The organism is Bradyrhizobium sp. SZCCHNS2022 (assembly GCF_032377575.1).
Taxonomy (GTDB): Bacteria; Pseudomonadota; Alphaproteobacteria; order Rhizobiales; family Xanthobacteraceae; genus Bradyrhizobium; species Bradyrhizobium aeschynomenes.
Genome location: NZ_JAUHHZ010000001.1, coordinates 3,575,353 through 3,591,845, shown reverse-complemented (window position 1 = coordinate 3,591,845; position 16,493 = coordinate 3,575,353). Strand labels below are relative to the sequence as shown.

Sequence of the window (16,493 nt, the reverse complement as noted above, 5' to 3'; positions counted from 1 at the left end):
AGCGCTATCAGGAACTGTCTTGCGCCTGACAATTCCCAGGCAAAATTCATGACGTGATTGTTGCGATGCAATATGATTGCCGCGAGATTCGACGAGACGAGATGACGGCTTGATCGCCCCCGACACCCTGCTGCGCATCGCGCCCTGGTCGCGCCATCTCAAGCCCGAGGAGGTCGAGGTCGCCTCGGCCGGCGTCGTCGAGCGTTCCGTCGCGGCCAACGAGCACATCTTTCTGCGCGGCGACCAGTTCGACTACTGGACCGGCATCGTGACGGGCCTGGCACGCATGAGTACGGTCTCGCGTGGCGGCAAGGCCACGACCTTTGCCGGCATGTCGGCGGGCGCCTGGTTCGGCGAGGGCAGCGTGCTGAAGAACGAGCCGCGCCGCTACGACGTGGTGGCGCTGCGCGACACGCGCGCCGCGCTGATGGAGCGGCCGACCTTCATGTGGCTGTTCGAGAACAGCGTCGGCTTCAACCGTTTCCTGGTCACCCAGCTCAACGAGCGGCTGGGCCAGTTCATCGGCCTCGTCGAGGTCGGCCGTACGCTGGATGCGACGGCGCGGCTCGCCCGCAGCATCGCCTCGCTGTTCAACCCGATCCTCTACCCGAACACGACGCGCCACCTGGAGATCACCCAGGAGGAGATCGGCGCGCTCTCGGGCCTGTCGCGGCAGAACGCCAATCAATGCCTGAAGACGCTGGAGCGCGAGGGCCTGCTGCGGGTGGAATATGGCGGGGTGACGGTCCTCGACCTCGATCGCCTGCGCTGCTACGGGGATTAGAGCCGTGATGCGGCGTGATTGACGATGCAACTGAGGAGATGGCCCGTGGCGTCCCGCTTTGACCTCGCCGGAAAACGCGTCTTTGTCGCCGGCCATCGCGGCATGGTCGGCGGCGCCCTGGTGCGACGTCTGGCGCAAGAGGACGTCGCGCTCACGACGGTGTCGCGCAGCGAGATCGATCTGCGTGATCAAGCTGCCGTGTTCTCGTGGTTCGCAAAGTCCCGGCCTCAGGTCGTGTTCCTTGCAGCCGCCAAGGTCGGCGGCATCGTCGCCAACAACACGCTGCGCGCCGAGTTCATCTACGACAACATCGCCATCGCGACCAATGTCATCCATGCCGCCCATGTGAACGGCGCCGAGAAGCTGATGTTTCTCGGCTCGTCCTGCATCTATCCCAAGCTCGCAGCCCAGCCCCTGCGCGAGGATTCGATGCTGACGGGGCCGCTCGAGCCGACCAACGAGCCCTATGCCATTGCCAAGATCGCGGGCATCAAGATGGTCGAGGCCTATCGCAGCCAGTATGGCGCGGACTTCATCAATGTCATGCCGACCAATCTCTATGGCCCCGGTGACAATTATCATCCGGAGTACAGCCACGTCGTGGCGGCGCTGATCCGGCGCTTCCACGAGGCCAAGCTTGCCGGGGCAGCTGAAGTCGTGGTGTGGGGCACCGGCACGCCGCGGCGCGAGTTTCTCTATGTTGACGATATGGCGGATGCCTGCGTGCACCTGATGAAGACCTATTCGGATCACGAACTGGTCAATATCGGCACCGGCGAGGACATCACCATCGCCGATTTCGCCCGCGTGGTCGCGGCCGCTGTCGGCTATCACGGCCGCATCGGCTTCGATCCCTCCCGGCCCGACGGCACACCGCGCAAGCTGCTCGATGTGTCGCGACTTGCCAGGCTCGGATGGCGTGCGACGACCTCCCTCGAGGACGGCATCGCGCGCGCGTACCAGTCGTTCCTGCAGGAGACGGGGCAGGCGGCTACTTAGCACTCGGCTGTCGTCCCGGCGCAAGGCGGGACAACACCGTCAGTTGGGCGCGGTTCGTTGTGCCTTCACGCCCAGCGTGCTGGCCATGGCCGAGATCAGCGGCTTCATGAAGTAGGCCTCGCCCGCCGGCGTGATCGAGGGTGACAGCCCGTGCGCAGCCAGCTCCTCCGTCACCACCGGCCCGACCGAGGCGATGGGCGTCCGCGCCAAACCCTGCCGCAGCCGCTCTTCGACACCGTGCGCCTTGGCGACATCGAACAAGCGTCGCGGCTGCCCCGAGCTCGTCAGCGCGATCGCATCGACCTTGCCGGCGGTCATCTCGTCGATCGCGGTGAGAATGTTCGCATCCGCCGCCTTGGCGTCGTAGACATAGGGCAGCACGGGATCGACCTCGGCGCCGCCGGCCTTGATGGCGCCGATCAGCGCCGAATGGTCCTTGTCCGGGTAGAGCTGCAGGCCCAGCCTATGTCCCTTCAGGTCGTAGCGGGCCAGCAGCTCGGCGACGCCCTCCGACGTCGGCTTCTCGGTCGTGACCTGCGATTCCAGCCCAAGCTCGCGCAGCGCGCGCCCCGGTTTCGGACCACGGGTGAATTTGCGCGCCTTTTCGAGTGCGGCGATGAACTCGGGTTCGACGCCGATTCGGCGCGCCACGGTCATCAGTCGGCGCAGGCCCTCCCCGGTCATCAGCACCAGATCGTCCAACGGCCGCTCGATGCAGCGGCGGATCCACGCCTCGACCGGGGCCGGGTCCGGCGCATCCTGGATCGTGAACATCGGACATTGCAGCACGTCGGCGCCTTGCTCGGCGAGCAGTCGCGAGAACTGCGCCTCCTCGCGCGTTTCCAGGATCAGGATGCGATTGCCGGTCAGCCGGTCAGCCATGGCCATGCTCCACCATGAGAGGTGATGTTTTGTTCATCCTGCCCTCGCGTCGAGCGTTGGCGCAAGGGCGCGGAGGGTGATAGAGCAGGGCCCGAACGGGGGCCAAGCCTGCCGCATCATTCTTCCCCACATCATCCGCCCGGTGACGTCATCGCCATGTCCGACCACCAATATGTCCTGACTTTGTCCTGCCCGGATCGCCCCGGGATCGTTTCGGCCGTCTCCACTTTTCTCGCCCATAACGGCCAGAACATTCTCGACGCCCAGCAGTTCGGCGACTTCGAGACGGGTCACTTCTTCATGCGCGTGGTGTTCACGGCCGCCGATCTCGCCGTCAATCTGCCGGCGCTGCAGACCGGCTTCGCCGCGATCGCCGAGCGCTTCTCCATGGACTGGCAGATGCGCGACCGTGCCGGTCAGCGCCGGGTGATGCTGCTGGTGTCGAAGTTCGACCACTGCCTGGTCGACATCCTCTATCGCTGGCGCACCCGCGACCTCTCGATGATCCCGACCGCGATCGTCTCCAACCATCCGCGTGAGACCTATGCCGGGCTCGATTTCGGCGACATTCCCTTCCACCACATGCCAGTCACCAAAGACACCAAGCGCGACCAGGAGCAGGCGATCCTGAAGCTGGTGGAGGAGACCCGGACCGATCTCGTCGTGCTCGCGCGCTACATGCAGATCCTGTCGGATGAGATGTCGGCCAGCCTGTCCGGCCGCTGCATCAACATTCATCATTCGTTCCTGCCCGGCTTCAAGGGGGCCAAGCCCTATCACCAGGCCTATGAGCGTGGCGTCAAGCTGATCGGCGCCACCGCCCATTACGTGACCCGCGACCTCGACGAAGGTCCGATCATCGACCAGGACGTCGAACGCATCAGCCATCGCGACACGCCCGAGGATCTCGTGCGCAAGGGGCGCGACATCGAGCGGCGGGTGCTGGCGCGGGCGATCCGCTACCACCTCGAGGACCGCGTCATTCTCAACGGCCGCAAGACGGTCGTCTTCATGGATTGACGGTGCCGGGCGTCAGCGGCCGGAGACGGTCGCCTGCGCGTTGGTGCTCGACTGCGTCTCCTTGTCGCGTTCGGCTGCCGGCAACTGCCGCTGTCGTTCGCGCTCCTGCATGAAACGGTCGTACTCGACGGTGCCCGGCCGGGGCGGAGCGCCGGCCGGCAGGCCGCCGGCCCATTGCGGCATCAGGTCGCCCATGCCCGCACCCACCTTCTCGTTGATCGACGAGCAGCCGGCCAGGACCGGCGCAGCCAAGGCCAGCACGGTCATCGCGGCAAGCGATCGCGCGAAAAATGCAGTCCGGGCCGGCATGGAGAGGGACCTTTCATCGTCGCTGCGCGACCCTAGCGGTTTGCCATCAATTCGCAAAAACTTGGCGGTTCGAAGTCGGTGTATTATTATACCTATTGCCGGCATGGTCTGTTCCGGAAACCGACCGTCCACCAACGCTCCCATGAACGCCATTGACAATATCGTGCCGAGTCCGCAGCGATGCGCGCGCGACATCGTGAACGATAGCGCACGGTTAAGACAACAATGGCCGGGGGCTGCGGTCCTGATCCGACCAGGGAGGTAGTTTCAATGTTCGTGCGAAACAAGACACTGACGCTCGCCGCCAGTGCGGCGCTCGCCGCGGCTGCACTCGCGTCCGGTGCGGCGCGCGCCGAAGATGTGTTCAAGATCGGCCTGATCGTGCCGATGACCGGCGGCCAGGCGTCGACCGGCAAGCAGATCGACAACGCAATCAAGCTCTACATGCAGCAGAACGGCGACACCGTCGCCGGCAAGAAGATCCAGGTCATCCTCAAGGACGACGCCGCGCTGCCCGACAACACCAAGCGGCTGGCGCAGGAGCTGATCGTCAACGACAAGGTCAACGTCATCGCCGGCTTCGGCGTGACCCCCGCCGCCTTCGCGGCTGCGCCGCTCGCCACCCAGGGCAAGATCCCGGAGGTCGTCATGGCCGCCGGTACGTCCATCATCACCGAGAAGTCGCCCTATATCGTTCGCACCAGCTTCACGCTGCCGCAGTCCTCGACCATCATCGGTGACTGGGCGGTCAAGAACGGCATCAAGAAGGTCGCGACCCTCACCTCGGACTACGCGCCGGGCAATGACGCGCTGGCTTCCTTCAAGGAGCGCTTCACTGCCGGTGGCGGCGAGATCGTCGAGGAAGTGAAGGTTCCGCTCCAGAACCCGGACTTCGCGCCGTTCCTGCAGCGCATGAAGGACTCCAAGCCGGATGCGATGTTCGTGTTCGTGCCGGCCGGCCAGGGCGGCAACTTCATGAAGCAATATGCCGAGCGCGGTCTCGACAAGAGCGGCATCAAGGTGATCGGGCCGGGCGACGTCACCGACGACGACCTCCTCAACGACATGGGCGATGCCGTGCTCGGTGCAGTCACGGCCCACATGTATTCGGCTGCGCATCCGTCGGCCAAGAACAAGGAGTTCGTCGCCGCCTACAAGAAGGCCTTCAACAGCCGCCCGGGCTTCATGGCCGTCGGCGGTTATGACGGCATCCATCTGATCTACGAGGCGCTCAAGAAGAGCGGCGGCAAGACCGATGGCGACTCGCTGCTTGCGGCGATGAAGGGCATGGCCTGGGAGAGCCCGCGCGGCCCGATCTCGATCGATCCGGAAACCCGCGATATCGTGCAGAACATCTACATCCGCAAGGTGGAGAAGGTCGACGGCGAGCTCTACAACGTCGAGTTCCAGACCTTCGAAGCCGTCAAGGATCCGGGCAAGGCGAAGAAGTGAGCTAGCCTTGGTGTGGTGATCACGAGGCGCACCGCATAAGCGGTGCGCTCCCTCTCCCGCGTGCGGGGGAGGGCGGGGGTGGGGGCGCCCCGCGGCACACTGCTCGTGTGGAGAGAGTTTCCCCCACCCGGATCGCATCGTTCGATGCGATCCGACCTCCCCCGCGCGCGGGGGAGGCGCGACCGAGCAAGCGTTGTAGGCGTGCCCTTCTGACGAGGGGATGAGACGGGGACCGACCAGACTTCCATGACCTCCATCCTCACCAACCTGTTCGACGGCGTCGCCTACGGCATGCTGCTGTTCGTGCTGGCCTGCGGGCTCGCCGTCACGCTCGGCCTGATGAACTTCGTCAATCTCGCCCACGGTGCCTTCGCCATGGCCGGCGGCTATGTCTGCGCCGTGCTCGTCAACCGGATCGGCTGGCCGTTCTTCGCCGCGCTGCCGATGGCCTTCGTGGCGAGCGCCCTGATCGGCGCGCTCCTGGAGCGGACGCTCTACCAGCATCTCTACGCGCGCAGCCATCTCGACCAGGTGCTGTTCTCGATCGGCCTGGTGTTCATGACGGTCGCGACCGTCGACTACATCATGGGTTCGTCGCGCATCTTCATCAAGCTGCCTGACGTACTGCAGGGCCAGTTCGACATCTTCGGCGTCGGCATCGGACGCTACCGCCTGATGATCATCGTGATCTGCGGGCTGCTCACGCTCGGCTTGCAGCTGGTGCTCTCCAAGACGCGGTTCGGCAGCCGGCTGCGCGCCGCCGTGGATGATCCGCGCGCGGCCAGCGGTCTCGGCATCAACGTGCCCCAGGTGTTCGCCTTCACCTTCGCGTTCGGCTGCGGCCTCGCCGGCCTCGGCGGCGCGCTCAGCGCGGAGATCCTCGGCCTCGACCCGTATTTCCCGCTGAAGTTCATGATCTACTTCCTGATCGTCGTCACCGTCGGAGGCTCGTCCTCGATCACCGGACCGTTCCTGGCCTCGCTGTTGCTCGGCATCGGCGACGTTGCCGGCAAGTATTACGTGCCGAAGCTCGGACCCTTCGTCATCTACACCATCATGATCGTGATCCTGATCTGGCGCCCGAACGGCCTGTTCGGACGCACGGCGACGCGGTGAGGATCGCATGACCACGAACGCACAAACCGAGGTCGGCTTCCACGCCCGGCAGCACGGCCGCTGGCACTGGAGCGAGTTCGCCTTTTGGATCATCGTCCTGGCGGTCGGGCTGGCGTTTCCCTCGCGCTATCTGATCATGACCGAGATCCTGCGCCTGGCGCTGTTCGCGCTGTCGCTCGATCTGATCCTCGGCTATGCCGGCATCGTCTCGCTCGGCCACGCCGCCTTCTTCGGTGTCGGCGCCTATTGCGCCGGCCTGCTGTCGGTGCACGGGATCATCAACGAGCCGGTGCTGGCGCTGATCGCGGCCGGCCTTGCCGCCACCGTGCTCGGATTCGCCACCAGCTTTCTCGTCATTCGCGGCGTCGACCTGACGCGGCTGATGGTGACGCTGGGCATCGCGCTCCTGATGGAGGCGCTCGCGGAGCGCTTCTCCAACATCACCGGCGGCACCGACGGTCTCCAAGGCATCGACATCCAGCCCATCTTCGGCGTGTTCGCCTTCGACATGTTCGGCAAGACCGGCTTTTTCTATTCGCTCGCGGTGTTGTTTCTGCTGTTCCTGCTGGCGCGGGTGATCGTGCATTCGCCGTTCGGCCTGTCGCTCCGCGCGATCAAGAACAATCCGCTGCGCGCCGCCGCGGTCGGCATTCCCGTCAACAAGCGCCTGATCGCGATCTACACGGTCGCGGCGTTCTACGCCGGTGTCGCCGGGGCGCTGTTCACGCAGACCACGGCGCTGGCCTCGCTCGACGTGTTCTCGTTCGAGCGTTCCGCCGACCTCGTGCTGCTGCTGGTCATCGGCGGCTCCGGCTATCTGTATGGCGGACTGATCGGCGCGGCCGTGTTCCGGATGCTGCAGGAGCTGTTCCAGTGGATCACGCCGCAATACTGGATGTTCTGGATCGGCCTCGTGCTCGTCATCATCGTGCTGGTCGGCCGCCACCGCATTCACGCTTACGCGCTGTGGCTGCCCAATTTGATCCTTCGGCAGATCGCCGGCCGCAAGGCCGCGGTGGCCCTCACCGATAACGAGGCGCCATGACCTACGCATTGGAAACCCGCGGCCTCGACAAGCATTTCGGCGGCCTCCATGTCACGCGCGATCTGTCGCTCAAGATCGTACCCGGCGCACGGCACGCGCTGATCGGCCCGAACGGCGCCGGCAAGACCACCGTCATCAATCAGCTGACCGGGGTGCTGGAGCCGAGCGCGGGCCGCATCCTGCTCGAAGGCCAGGACATCACCGATCTGCCGGTGCACAAGCGCGTGCTGCGCGGCCTGTCGCGCACCTTCCAGATCAACCAGCTCTATCCGGATCTGACGCCGCTCGAGACCATCGGCCTTGCGGTCTCCGAGCGGCTCGGCGGCGGCGGCAATTGGTGGCGGCGCATGGGCACGCGCGACGACATCAACGCCGAGATTGCCGAGACCCTGGAGCGCTTCCGCCTGCTCGACGTGATGAACGACCGCACCGCGACCTTGCCCTATGGCAAGCAGCGCCTGCTGGAGATCGCGGTGGCGATCGCCGCCAAACCGCGGGTGCTGCTGCTCGACGAGCCCGCCGCAGGCGTGCCGGAGGGCGAGCGCAAGGATATTCTCGCCGCCGTCGCCGCGCTGCCGCGCGACGTGACGGTGCTCCTGATCGAGCACGACATGGACCTCGTCTTCTCCTTCGCCGACCGCATCTCGGTTCTGGTCTCCGGAGCGCTGCTCGTGGAAGGCGCGCCTGACGAGGTCGCGCGCGATCCGCAGGTCAAGGCCGTCTATCTCGGCGAGGCCGCGTGATGACCGATCTGCTCTCAATCGAGAACCTCCGCGCTGGCTATGGTCAGGCGGTCGTACTGCCGGACATGTCGCTGAAGCTGCCGGAGGGCCAGGTGCTGGCGCTGCTCGGCCGCAACGGCACCGGCAAGACCACGTTGATCAACTCCATCGTCGGCGTCACTCGGCGCTTCCAGGGCAAGCTCGCTCTGGCGGGGACCGACATCACCGGACTGCGCGCCGACCAGCGCGCCCGCGCCGGCATCGGCTGGGTGCCGCAGGAGCGCAACATCTTCCGCTCGCTCACGGTGGAGGAGAACATGACCGCGGTGGCTCAGCCCGGGCCGTGGACGGTCGAGCGCGTCTACCAGATGTTTCCGCGGCTCAAGGAGCGCCGCAACAATTTCGGCAACCAGCTCTCCGGCGGCGAGCAGCAGATGCTGGCGATCGGCCGCGCGCTGACGCTCAATCCGAAGGTGTTGTTGTTGGACGAGCCGACCGAAGGTCTGGCGCCGATCATCGTCGAGGAGCTGCTGGCCGCGATCGGCACCATCAGCCGCGCCGGCGGGCTGTGCTCTATTATCGTCGAGCAGCACGCGCAGAAGCTGCTCGCGCTGGCCGACCGCGTCGTGATCCTGGAGCGCGGCACCATCGTGCACGACGCGCCGTCCAGCGCGCTGAAGGCCGATCCGGCGCCGCTCGAGCGGCATCTCGGCGTCTCCAGCGCCGCGGCGCATTGACCTGATCGGCGGGCTTGAACGGCCGCACGCGAGGCGTCATCCTCGGTTGCAGGAGCGGCTGTCTTCGCGCGTTCAGCGGGTGGGAGGCGATCGAAGGTGTGGCGATACGGTCCCGTCGTCGCCCAATCGGTATGCAGGACGCTGCTCTTTGCAGAATCAGCGGGGGCTTTGCCATCCAGCCGGCCGCGCGTCCTGGAGATGGATTTGATGAGGTCACCTCAGGATTGTTCGGCAAACGAGCCTAAAGCGGCCCAGAAGATCCATGCTGTGCCGCAATCGCGCCACGCCTCCGCACGATCTCTCGCCGACGGAATTGTATACCGATCGGATACGGGGTAGGGGATGGACCCAGTCCGCGACGGTTTGCCGGGGTGACCCAGCCAGGACATCTCGCGCCCGGTCCAACAAGCATACTCAACGAATCGACGTCTTCCAAGGAGTGAGCCCATGCAACGCACCAAGCCCCCCTTCCGTGCCGACGAAGTCGGCAGCCTCCTGCGGCCGCAGAAGATCAAGGACGCCCGCGCCAAGCTCGAGAAGGGCGAGATCTCGGCCGACGATCTCAAGAAGATCGAGGACATGGAGATCGAGAAGGTCGTCCATCGCCAGGCCTCGACCGGGCTGAAGCTCGCGACCGACGGTGAATTCCGCCGCTCCTGGTGGCATTTCGATTTCCTCGCCAAGCTGACCGGCTGTGAGCTGTTTCACCCGGACACCGGCATCCAGTTCACCGGCGTGCAGACCCGTCACGACGCGGTGCGCGTGATCGGCAAGCTGGACTTCCCGGATGATCATCCGATGCTCGATCACTTCCGCTTCCTCAAGAAGCACGCCGATACGGCGCATGTGACGGCCAAGATGACGATCCCGTCGCCGGCCGTGCTGCATTTCCGCGGCGGCCGCAAGTCGATCTCCAAGGAGGTCTATCCCGATCTCGATGCCTTCTACGAGGATCTCGGCAAGACCTACCGCAAGGCCGTGAAGGCGTTCTACGACGCCGGCTGCCGCTATCTGCAGTTCGACGACACGGTCTGGGCCTATCTGTGCTCGCAGGACGAGCTGAAGAAGGCCAGGGAGCGCGGCGACAATCCGGACGGTCTGCAGCAGATCTATTCGCGCATCATCAACTACGCGATCGCCGAGCGTCCCGCCGACATGACGATCACGACCCATGTCTGCCGCGGCAATTTCCGCTCGACCTGGATCTCCTCGGGCGGCTACGAGCCGGTGGCCGAGACCATGCTCGCCAATACCAACTATGACGGCTATTTCCTGGAGTACGACAGCGAGCGCGCCGGCGGCTTCGAGCCGCTGCGCTTCCTGCCCAAGGGCAACAAGGTCGTCGTCGTCGGCCTCGTGACCTCGAAGGTCGGCGAGCTCGAGAAGAAAGACGACATCAAGCGCCGCATGGAAGAAGCCTCGAAGTTCGCTCCGCTCGACCAGCTCGCTTTGTCCCCGCAATGCGGCTTCGCCTCGACCGAGGAAGGCAACATCCTGAGCGAAGAAGAGCAGTGGGCCAAGCTGCGCCTCTGCGTCGAGCTCGCCGAGGAGATCTGGGGGAAGTAGTCAGCTGCCCGAGATTGCGCGGCTGGCGATCAGGCGCGCTGATCGTGCCGATCAATGATGTGGAAGCGGGGCCGGAGCAATCCGCCCCGCTTCTTTTTTGCGCAGCAGGGCGCGGCGGATCAGCCGCTGGGCGGGAGCCTCGAACCAGTCATAGGTGAGATATGCCGCGCTCAGCGTCAGCCCCATGAAGCCGATCCAGAACATATGGCTGTCATACGGGATCGGTTGCCGCCAGGATGCGAAGGCCAGCGCGATCGCCAGCTGGATCGGGAAGTGCAGCAGGTAGCACGAGTAGGTCATGTTGCCGGCAGTCTGCAACAGGTCTTCGACACGCCTGGGCAGTGTCAGCGGGATTGTGCAGACGAACAACAGCACCGGCGTGTAGATGAGCAGCAACGCGGCCGCTCGCTCGGCCAGATCGGCGCCTGAAAGCCAGAGTAACAAGGGAATGCCGACGACGGCGCCCGCGGCGAGCGCCTCGAGCTTTGGCCGATACCAGGCATCGGCAACGCTCTGCCGCGCCATCGCGGCGAGCCCGCCCGCATAGAAGAATACGAAACATTTGCCGACCAGCGTGCCGCTCGCGATCCCCGCCAGGATCAGCGCCAGATTGAGCAGCGGCGACGTGGTGACGAAGCGCAAGCCCAGGAAGAACGCGGCATAGACCAGCACCTCGATCGAGACCGACCAGATCGGTCCGTTGAAGCTCACGCCGGTCGGCGGCAGCCAGTCGCTCGCCATGAACAGCTGCGCGACGAAATGGCCGAGATCGTTGCTCTGGTAGACGAAGGCGTAGCCGTGCTGTGCGACGTAGGCGGCTTGCAGCCCTGCAACCAGCAGCAGCGTCGCGAGATGCAGCGGGTAGAGCCGCGACAGCCGGTTGACGAAGAACCTCCAGCCGTCGACGGTGCCGTTCGGGATGAGGGCGCCATACTTCCAGAAGAAGATGAAGCCCGAGATGCACCAGAAGATCACGACGCCGTATTCGCCGAGCTCATAGAACGGAAACAGCACGCTGTAGAACGGCAGCGCGCTGCGGACGAGACCGACCGGCGCGTCGGCGACATAGGCGAAGTGCGGATAGTGCCACAGCAGCACCGAGATCGTGGCGAGGAATCGTAGCAGCTCCAGTCCGACGAGCTTGTGTGTCCCTGGCGACGTCGGTGTTTCGGGCAAGGCCATGCGTTGATTTGTTAACCGTGTCGAGGGAAGGCGCTGCCCGATCCTAGCCCGAAGGGAGTGAAGGATTGTTTTCGCCCGTGCTTGATGACGGCTCGACGAGACGGCTTTAGCGGCAGGCGAGCTCGGTGGCCTGCTGGATCGCTTGGTCCCAGGATCGGTAGCCCGCGGCATTGAGATGGATGCCCTCGAGCGTGAACGGCGACTCCATCGGCGGCAGAGCCAGGAAGGTCACACCCGTGCGCTTCGCCAGGTCCGGCAGTGCGGCGCGATAGCCGGTGATGCTCGCCGTCGCGGTCTTTTCCATCGTCGCCGTGAACGGCCCGCGCGCCTCGACGGCCGGAAACTCGAGGACGAAGAGGCGTGGCGTCAGCGTCGCGAGTTCGCGCAGCAGCGCCTCGTAGCGCCCGGCGAAGACCTGGCTGGAGTCCGGCTTTGCAACGAGCGCATCGTTGACGCCGAGCGAGACGATGATCGCGAACGGCTGCTTGGGTCCAAGCGCCGGCTTGAGCCAGCTGGCGAGGTCGCTGCGTGTTCCGGCACCGGCGAGGCCCGCATTGACGATCGGGTGTCCGCAGGCGCTGGTAGGCAATGTCGCGGCCTCGACGATGCTGTCACCGAGCACGACGATCGGGTCACCGGCGCGCGACAGCAGGTTGTAATGGACGACGAGCTGGCGAACCGTCCGATGATCGCTGGCGGAGGGCGTCGCAGAGCGGCGCACCAGCGCGAACGTCGCGGCTGCCGCGGCAATCACCGCAAACAGCACGAATCCCAGCCGCGCCTGCGTCTTCGCTGCCATGTTGACGATTGATGCTCCTCGATCCCCGACGCTATCGCGAATTCGCGAAGAGATCTCTAATGCTACTGCGTCAGAAACACTGCCCGCTATCCGTCGTCATTCCGGGGCGCCCGAAGGGCGAGCCCGGAATCCATAGCCACAGACAGATGTTTGGCGACAAAGTGCCCACAACCAGCCTGCCTTACACTATTGCCTGTGGGTATGGGTTCCGGGCTCGCCCTTCGGGCGCCCCGGAACGACACGGAGGGAGCAAAGCCCTTTTCCGACGCAGTGGTATTAATTCGCCCGCGTCCAGGTCGAGGAGCGGCAGACGATGCCGCCGAGCGCGCAGCCCGCGGTCGTCAGCGTGCCGCCGGAAAGCGTCATCTTGGCGTCATAGGTCTTGCCGTCGTCGGGGTTGCTATAGCTGCCGGCCCAGGCGTTGGGCCCGGTCGGCTTCATGCCGGAGAACAGCCGTTGGCCGACCTTGGCCGGGGTGTCGGTGCCGTCCTTGATCCAGACCAGCGTGCCGCAGATGGCGCCGCCGCACGGCGCGAACTTGACCTTGGACGCGCCGCTCTCGCGCAGCCAGACGCCGGTGACATCGTCGGCGAGCACCGGGCCCGCGGCCAGTGCGAGCGAAAAACCAAGTCCAAGGACAAAACGACCGATCATGCGAGCCTCCCCTGTATCGTTCGAGACGCAGATTGTTGCCCATGGATCGTGTCGGTGACGCGGCATGCCGACGGCCCTGGTCTTCGTCTCTGTTGGTCGGAAGATATCAGGATTCGGCGGTGCTGCACCCGTCGCGAAGGTGGCTGCGAGGGGGCAGGCTGTCGCAGCGTCTGCGCGCGCGCCGGTCTATTTCGCCGCCAGATAGACCTCGCCGAGCAGCGAGGAGTTCGACCATGGCACCTGCCTGTTTCTGGTGCCGGCGACGACCTCGGCGCGCACCCGCGTCAGCATCTGCTGCACCTCAAGACCGGGCGTGCCGATGTGCCGCGACAAGGCTGCCGAGAACGGGCTGTTGTCACCTTCTCCGTCGAGCGCGACCTTGCCGGGCGCGGTGGCGAACGCGATCAGCGTGCCCGCGCCGGAGGTCGCGCCGACGCCGAGCGTGGACGGCGCGGCAAGCCCGCTCGCGCTCAGGCTCCGGCTCGCCCCTGTGCCTGCGGCGTCCGGCAGCGCGAACGGATTGTTGCGGCAGGCATCGAGGATCAGGATGTTGGTGCGGACCTGGTCATCGAGTCCGGCCAGGATCTGGTCCATGTCGACCATCTCTGCCGTGACATTGCTCCCGGCTGCGAACGCGATGTCGGTGGGCACGAGATAGTTGCGGCCGTCGATCTGTACGCCATGCCCGGCATAGAACACGACAGCCACCTGGGCCCGCGCCGCCTCGCGCAGGAAGTCGCGCGTTTTGGCCTGCATCGTCGCGCGGTCGAGATCGATGCCTTCGACAACCGTGAAGCCGATGTCGCGCAGGCTCCTGGCAACGGCACGCGCGTCGCGCGGCGGATTGGGCAGCGGCTGGACATGGCCGTAAGCGCCGTTGCCGATGACCAGCGCCATGCGCTGGCCGGCCGGCGCCGCAGCGGAGCCGGCAGCCGGCTCTGCTCGCAGCTGCGGTCGCACGACCGGCTCCGACAGCAGCGACAGCCGCACCTTCGCGGTCGCCTGGTTGGCCTTGCTGCCGGCATCGGAGGCCGTGGGCTTCAGCGCCGCGGCATAGTCTGCCTTGGCGGCGTCGAGATCGCCCTTGGCCTCATAGGCCAGGGCACGGTGCACATGCGCCGAAATCGTCACGCTGCCCGGCGGCGTCATCACGTTGACGGGCGGACTTTGCGCCAGCCTGATCGCTTCGGAGCCGTCGGCGATGGCGCGATCGAGATGCCCCTTGGCGCGCCAGATCACGCTGCGATTGATCAGCGGCGAGGCCAGCGCCGGGTCGAGCCGGATCGCCTCGTTAATGTCGGTCAGCGCGCCGTCGAGATCGCCGGTCGCCTCCTTGGAGATGCCGCGGTTCTGCCAGGACAGCGCGGATTTCGGCGTCAGCCTGATCGCCTGGTCATAATCGGTGATCGCCTTGGCGTAGTCGCCGCTGCCGCGATAGGCGTTGCCGCGGTTGTGGTAGATCGTGCCGCTCGGGGGGCCGCTCTTGAGTGCGTCGTTGAAGTCGGCAATCGCGATCTCGTACTCGCCCTTGTCGTAATAGGCTGAGCCGCGCAAATTGTAGATCGCCTGCGCCGGCTGCAGCCGCAGGGCTTGGGTGGCATCCGAGATCACACGGGCATAGTCGCCCTTCTTATTCCAGCCGACCGCCCGCCAGAAATAGATCGTCGCCAGCTGGCTGCCGGAAAATACCTTCAGCGCGATGATCTTGTTACAGGCGGCGATCATCTGGTCCGCCGGCGTGGTCTCGGTGGTGCAGAGCGGGCCGAGTTGCGAGCGGGATTGGGCGGAGGCCGGCGGCGCGAGCAGCGCGAGAAGCAAGCAGAGCAGCGGGAGCGAACGGCGCATGCAGGACCATGGCGGCTGGTGGCTTTGGTCCTTTGTTGCCGCCGGGCATGGCGGGGTTCAAGTCGCGCCGACGTGTCCTCCTTGACTCAGCAGGACGCCAAGGAGGAGGGCCGTCATTGCCGATGTGAACTGTGCTACGGCTTTCGCGCCTTATGGGGACGAACCTCGACGAAATCGGCGGCGATCTGGACGTCGAAGCGGGAGAGGAAGCTCATGCCCAGCAGCCCGTCGATGCCGCTGCCGTAATCCTTCTGATCGCCGGCCTGAACCGCGACCGGAATCCCGGTCGCCAGAAGCGAGTTGAGCTTGACCTTGTCGGCGCGGGACAGCCGCGCTTTCGTCTCTCCGTTCGCGCTCATCAGCGTGATGTCGCTGCCGGCGTTCAGCGGCAGCCTGGCTCGCTCGGCGAAGGCCGAACGGACGGACACGTAGCTTGCGCCGGTGTCGAGGATGAACGATCCCTTGACGCCGTTGATCTCCGCCTTGACCACCACTACGTCCTTCTGCCTGCCGAGGGGAAATCGCTCGTTGCGGGCCTCCGTCGGGGCGACGCAGTTGCCCTGCCGCTCATAGTCCGCGATCATCCGCCGGGTCTGGCTGGTATCGCGGGCCACCGGGTCGAACGACACCCACAGGCTGATCGGCGCGACCGCCTCGCAATAGCGCTTCATCGCCGCATAGGCCTCGGCCATCTGCGTGAAGACGCGGCTGGCCACCCGGGCCTTGTCCGGCGAGAGTTCGATCGTGTCGGAGTAGTCGGTCAGGGCGCGCTGATGATCGCCGGCACCGGCCAGCGCCGTGGCGCGCAGATAATGCGCATCCCGATTGGACGGCGCGCGGCGCACATATTCGTCGGCGACTTCGACCGCCCGGGGATAGTCGGTCAGCTTCATGTAGGTGTCGGCGGCGCGGTGCAGGGCCATGAGCGGGGCGCCGCACTCCTTCACGAAGCGGAATTGGCTCTCGGCGGCCTGGCGGCGATAGCCGAGCTTGTCGAGCATCAGCGCGAGGTCGCCGATGCTCTTCTGGTCGCAGGGCTCGCGCTTCAGCTCCTGCAGCCGCAGCCAGACGAACGGGTCGCGGGCGGCCTGCAGCGGCAGCGCGCCCAGCCGTTCGTAGACACCCGCGAAGACCTCGTCCGGGTTCTCATCGAGGTAGCCCGCGGCCGCCTGGCCCAGCGTCGCGACAAATAGCAGCGCGGCCACGGATAGCGTGGACCCCAAATACCTCGACATGCGCATCCCAGCGTTGATCCCGCGGGAACTGTATCGCTTCTAAGCGTCGCGGAACAAGGTACCGACCGGCGGCTTTGCATGGTGGGCAGAAGGTGCTACAGCGTTGGGCTAGCGGGCATCTGCCCACCCACACTTCCCACCCCCTC

16 protein-coding genes are annotated in these 16,493 nt (G+C 65.6%); 9 read left to right on the top strand and 7 right to left on the bottom strand.

The genetic code is table 11. The features are described 5' to 3' along the window. Nucleotides 1-109: 109 nt before the first annotated feature. Together QXZ94_RS15940 and QXZ94_RS15935 are read left to right on the top strand one after the other, a co-directional pair. Nucleotides 110-784: a Crp/Fnr family transcriptional regulator gene (locus tag QXZ94_RS15940; protein ID WP_315721203.1), complete on the top strand. Its 675-nt coding sequence runs from the start codon at nt 110-112 to the stop codon at nt 782-784. 24 nt (nt 785-808) lie between these two features. Further along, the gene (locus QXZ94_RS15935) at nt 809-1,783 is read left to right on the top strand and encodes a GDP-L-fucose synthase (RefSeq protein ID WP_315721202.1); all 975 of its coding nucleotides are present in this window, start codon (nt 809-811) and stop codon (nt 1,781-1,783) included. Between the two features lie 39 nt (nt 1,784-1,822). Here the strand turns inward: QXZ94_RS15935 and QXZ94_RS15930 are convergent, their stop codons facing one another. Then, nucleotides 1,823-2,665: a uroporphyrinogen-III synthase gene (locus QXZ94_RS15930; RefSeq protein ID WP_315721201.1), complete on the bottom strand. Its 843-nt coding sequence runs from the start codon at nt 2,663-2,665 to the stop codon at nt 1,823-1,825. A 156-nt stretch (nt 2,666-2,821) separates the two neighbouring features. Here QXZ94_RS15930 and purU point away from each other — a divergent pair, with 156 nt between their 5' ends. Next, nucleotides 2,822-3,685: a formyltetrahydrofolate deformylase gene (gene purU / locus QXZ94_RS15925; RefSeq protein ID WP_315721200.1), complete on the top strand. Its 864-nt coding sequence runs from the start codon at nt 2,822-2,824 to the stop codon at nt 3,683-3,685. 12 nt (nt 3,686-3,697) lie between these two features. Here the strand turns inward: purU and QXZ94_RS34420 are convergent, their stop codons facing one another. After that, nucleotides 3,698-4,147: a hypothetical protein gene (locus QXZ94_RS34420; protein ID WP_409998491.1), complete on the bottom strand. Its 450-nt coding sequence runs from the start codon at nt 4,145-4,147 to the stop codon at nt 3,698-3,700. Between the two features lie 117 nt (nt 4,148-4,264). On the opposite strand from QXZ94_RS34420, the gene QXZ94_RS15915 reads away from it, so the two are divergent. The 6 genes from QXZ94_RS15915 (at nt 4,265) to QXZ94_RS15890 (ending at nt 10,632) form a co-directional block, all read left to right on the top strand. Next, nucleotides 4,265-5,446: an ABC transporter substrate-binding protein gene (locus QXZ94_RS15915; protein WP_172182421.1), complete on the top strand. Its 1,182-nt coding sequence runs from the start codon at nt 4,265-4,267 to the stop codon at nt 5,444-5,446. Nucleotides 5,447-5,692: 246 nt separating this feature from the next. Further along, on the top strand, nt 5,693-6,562 hold the full coding sequence (locus tag QXZ94_RS15910) for a branched-chain amino acid ABC transporter permease (protein WP_315721199.1): 870 nt from the start codon (nt 5,693-5,695) through the stop codon (nt 6,560-6,562). Nucleotides 6,563-6,569: 7 nt separating this feature from the next. Next, complete coding sequence (locus QXZ94_RS15905; protein ID WP_315721198.1) at nt 6,570-7,607, top strand: branched-chain amino acid ABC transporter permease; 1,038 nt, start codon at nt 6,570-6,572, stop codon at nt 7,605-7,607. Continuing rightward, nucleotides 7,604-8,350 carry an ABC transporter ATP-binding protein gene (locus QXZ94_RS15900; protein WP_315721197.1) on the top strand — a complete coding sequence of 249 codons (747 nt, stop codon included), beginning with the start codon at nt 7,604-7,606 and terminating at the stop codon, nt 8,348-8,350. Before QXZ94_RS15905 ends, QXZ94_RS15900 begins: the two co-directional genes overlap by 4 nt. After that, nucleotides 8,350-9,066, top strand: a complete 717-nt coding sequence (locus QXZ94_RS15895) for an ABC transporter ATP-binding protein (protein ID WP_315721196.1) — start codon at nt 8,350-8,352, stop codon at nt 9,064-9,066. The genes QXZ94_RS15900 and QXZ94_RS15895 overlap by 1 nt, the downstream gene beginning before the upstream one ends. Nucleotides 9,067-9,513: 447 nt before the next feature. Further along, nucleotides 9,514-10,632 (top strand): cobalamin-independent methionine synthase II family protein, encoded by a 1,119-nt coding sequence (locus QXZ94_RS15890; RefSeq protein WP_315721195.1) that lies wholly within the window; start codon nt 9,514-9,516, stop codon nt 10,630-10,632. A 51-nt stretch (nt 10,633-10,683) separates the two neighbouring features. Here QXZ94_RS15890 and QXZ94_RS15885 read toward each other — a convergent pair whose 3' ends face one another. The 5 genes from QXZ94_RS15885 to QXZ94_RS15865 form a co-directional block, all read right to left on the bottom strand. Then, nucleotides 10,684-11,814 (bottom strand): acyltransferase, encoded by a 1,131-nt coding sequence (locus QXZ94_RS15885; protein WP_315721194.1) that lies wholly within the window; start codon nt 11,812-11,814, stop codon nt 10,684-10,686. Nucleotides 11,815-11,920: 106 nt separating this feature from the next. After that, nucleotides 11,921-12,613, bottom strand: coding sequence for an SGNH/GDSL hydrolase family protein (locus QXZ94_RS15880; RefSeq protein WP_315721193.1), 693 nt, complete (start codon nt 12,611-12,613; stop codon nt 11,921-11,923). A 276-nt stretch (nt 12,614-12,889) separates the two neighbouring features. Continuing rightward, entirely contained in the window at nt 12,890-13,267 is a 378-nt protein-coding gene (locus QXZ94_RS15875; protein ID WP_172112673.1) for a DUF2147 domain-containing protein, read from the bottom strand. Between the two features lie 186 nt (nt 13,268-13,453). Continuing rightward, nucleotides 13,454-15,112, bottom strand: coding sequence for a caspase family protein (locus QXZ94_RS15870; RefSeq protein WP_315721192.1), 1,659 nt, complete (start codon nt 15,110-15,112; stop codon nt 13,454-13,456). Between the two features lie 134 nt (nt 15,113-15,246). Continuing rightward, nucleotides 15,247-16,347, bottom strand: coding sequence for an aspartyl protease family protein (locus QXZ94_RS15865; protein ID WP_315721191.1), 1,101 nt, complete (start codon nt 16,345-16,347; stop codon nt 15,247-15,249). Nucleotides 16,348-16,493: the final 146 nt, after the last annotated feature.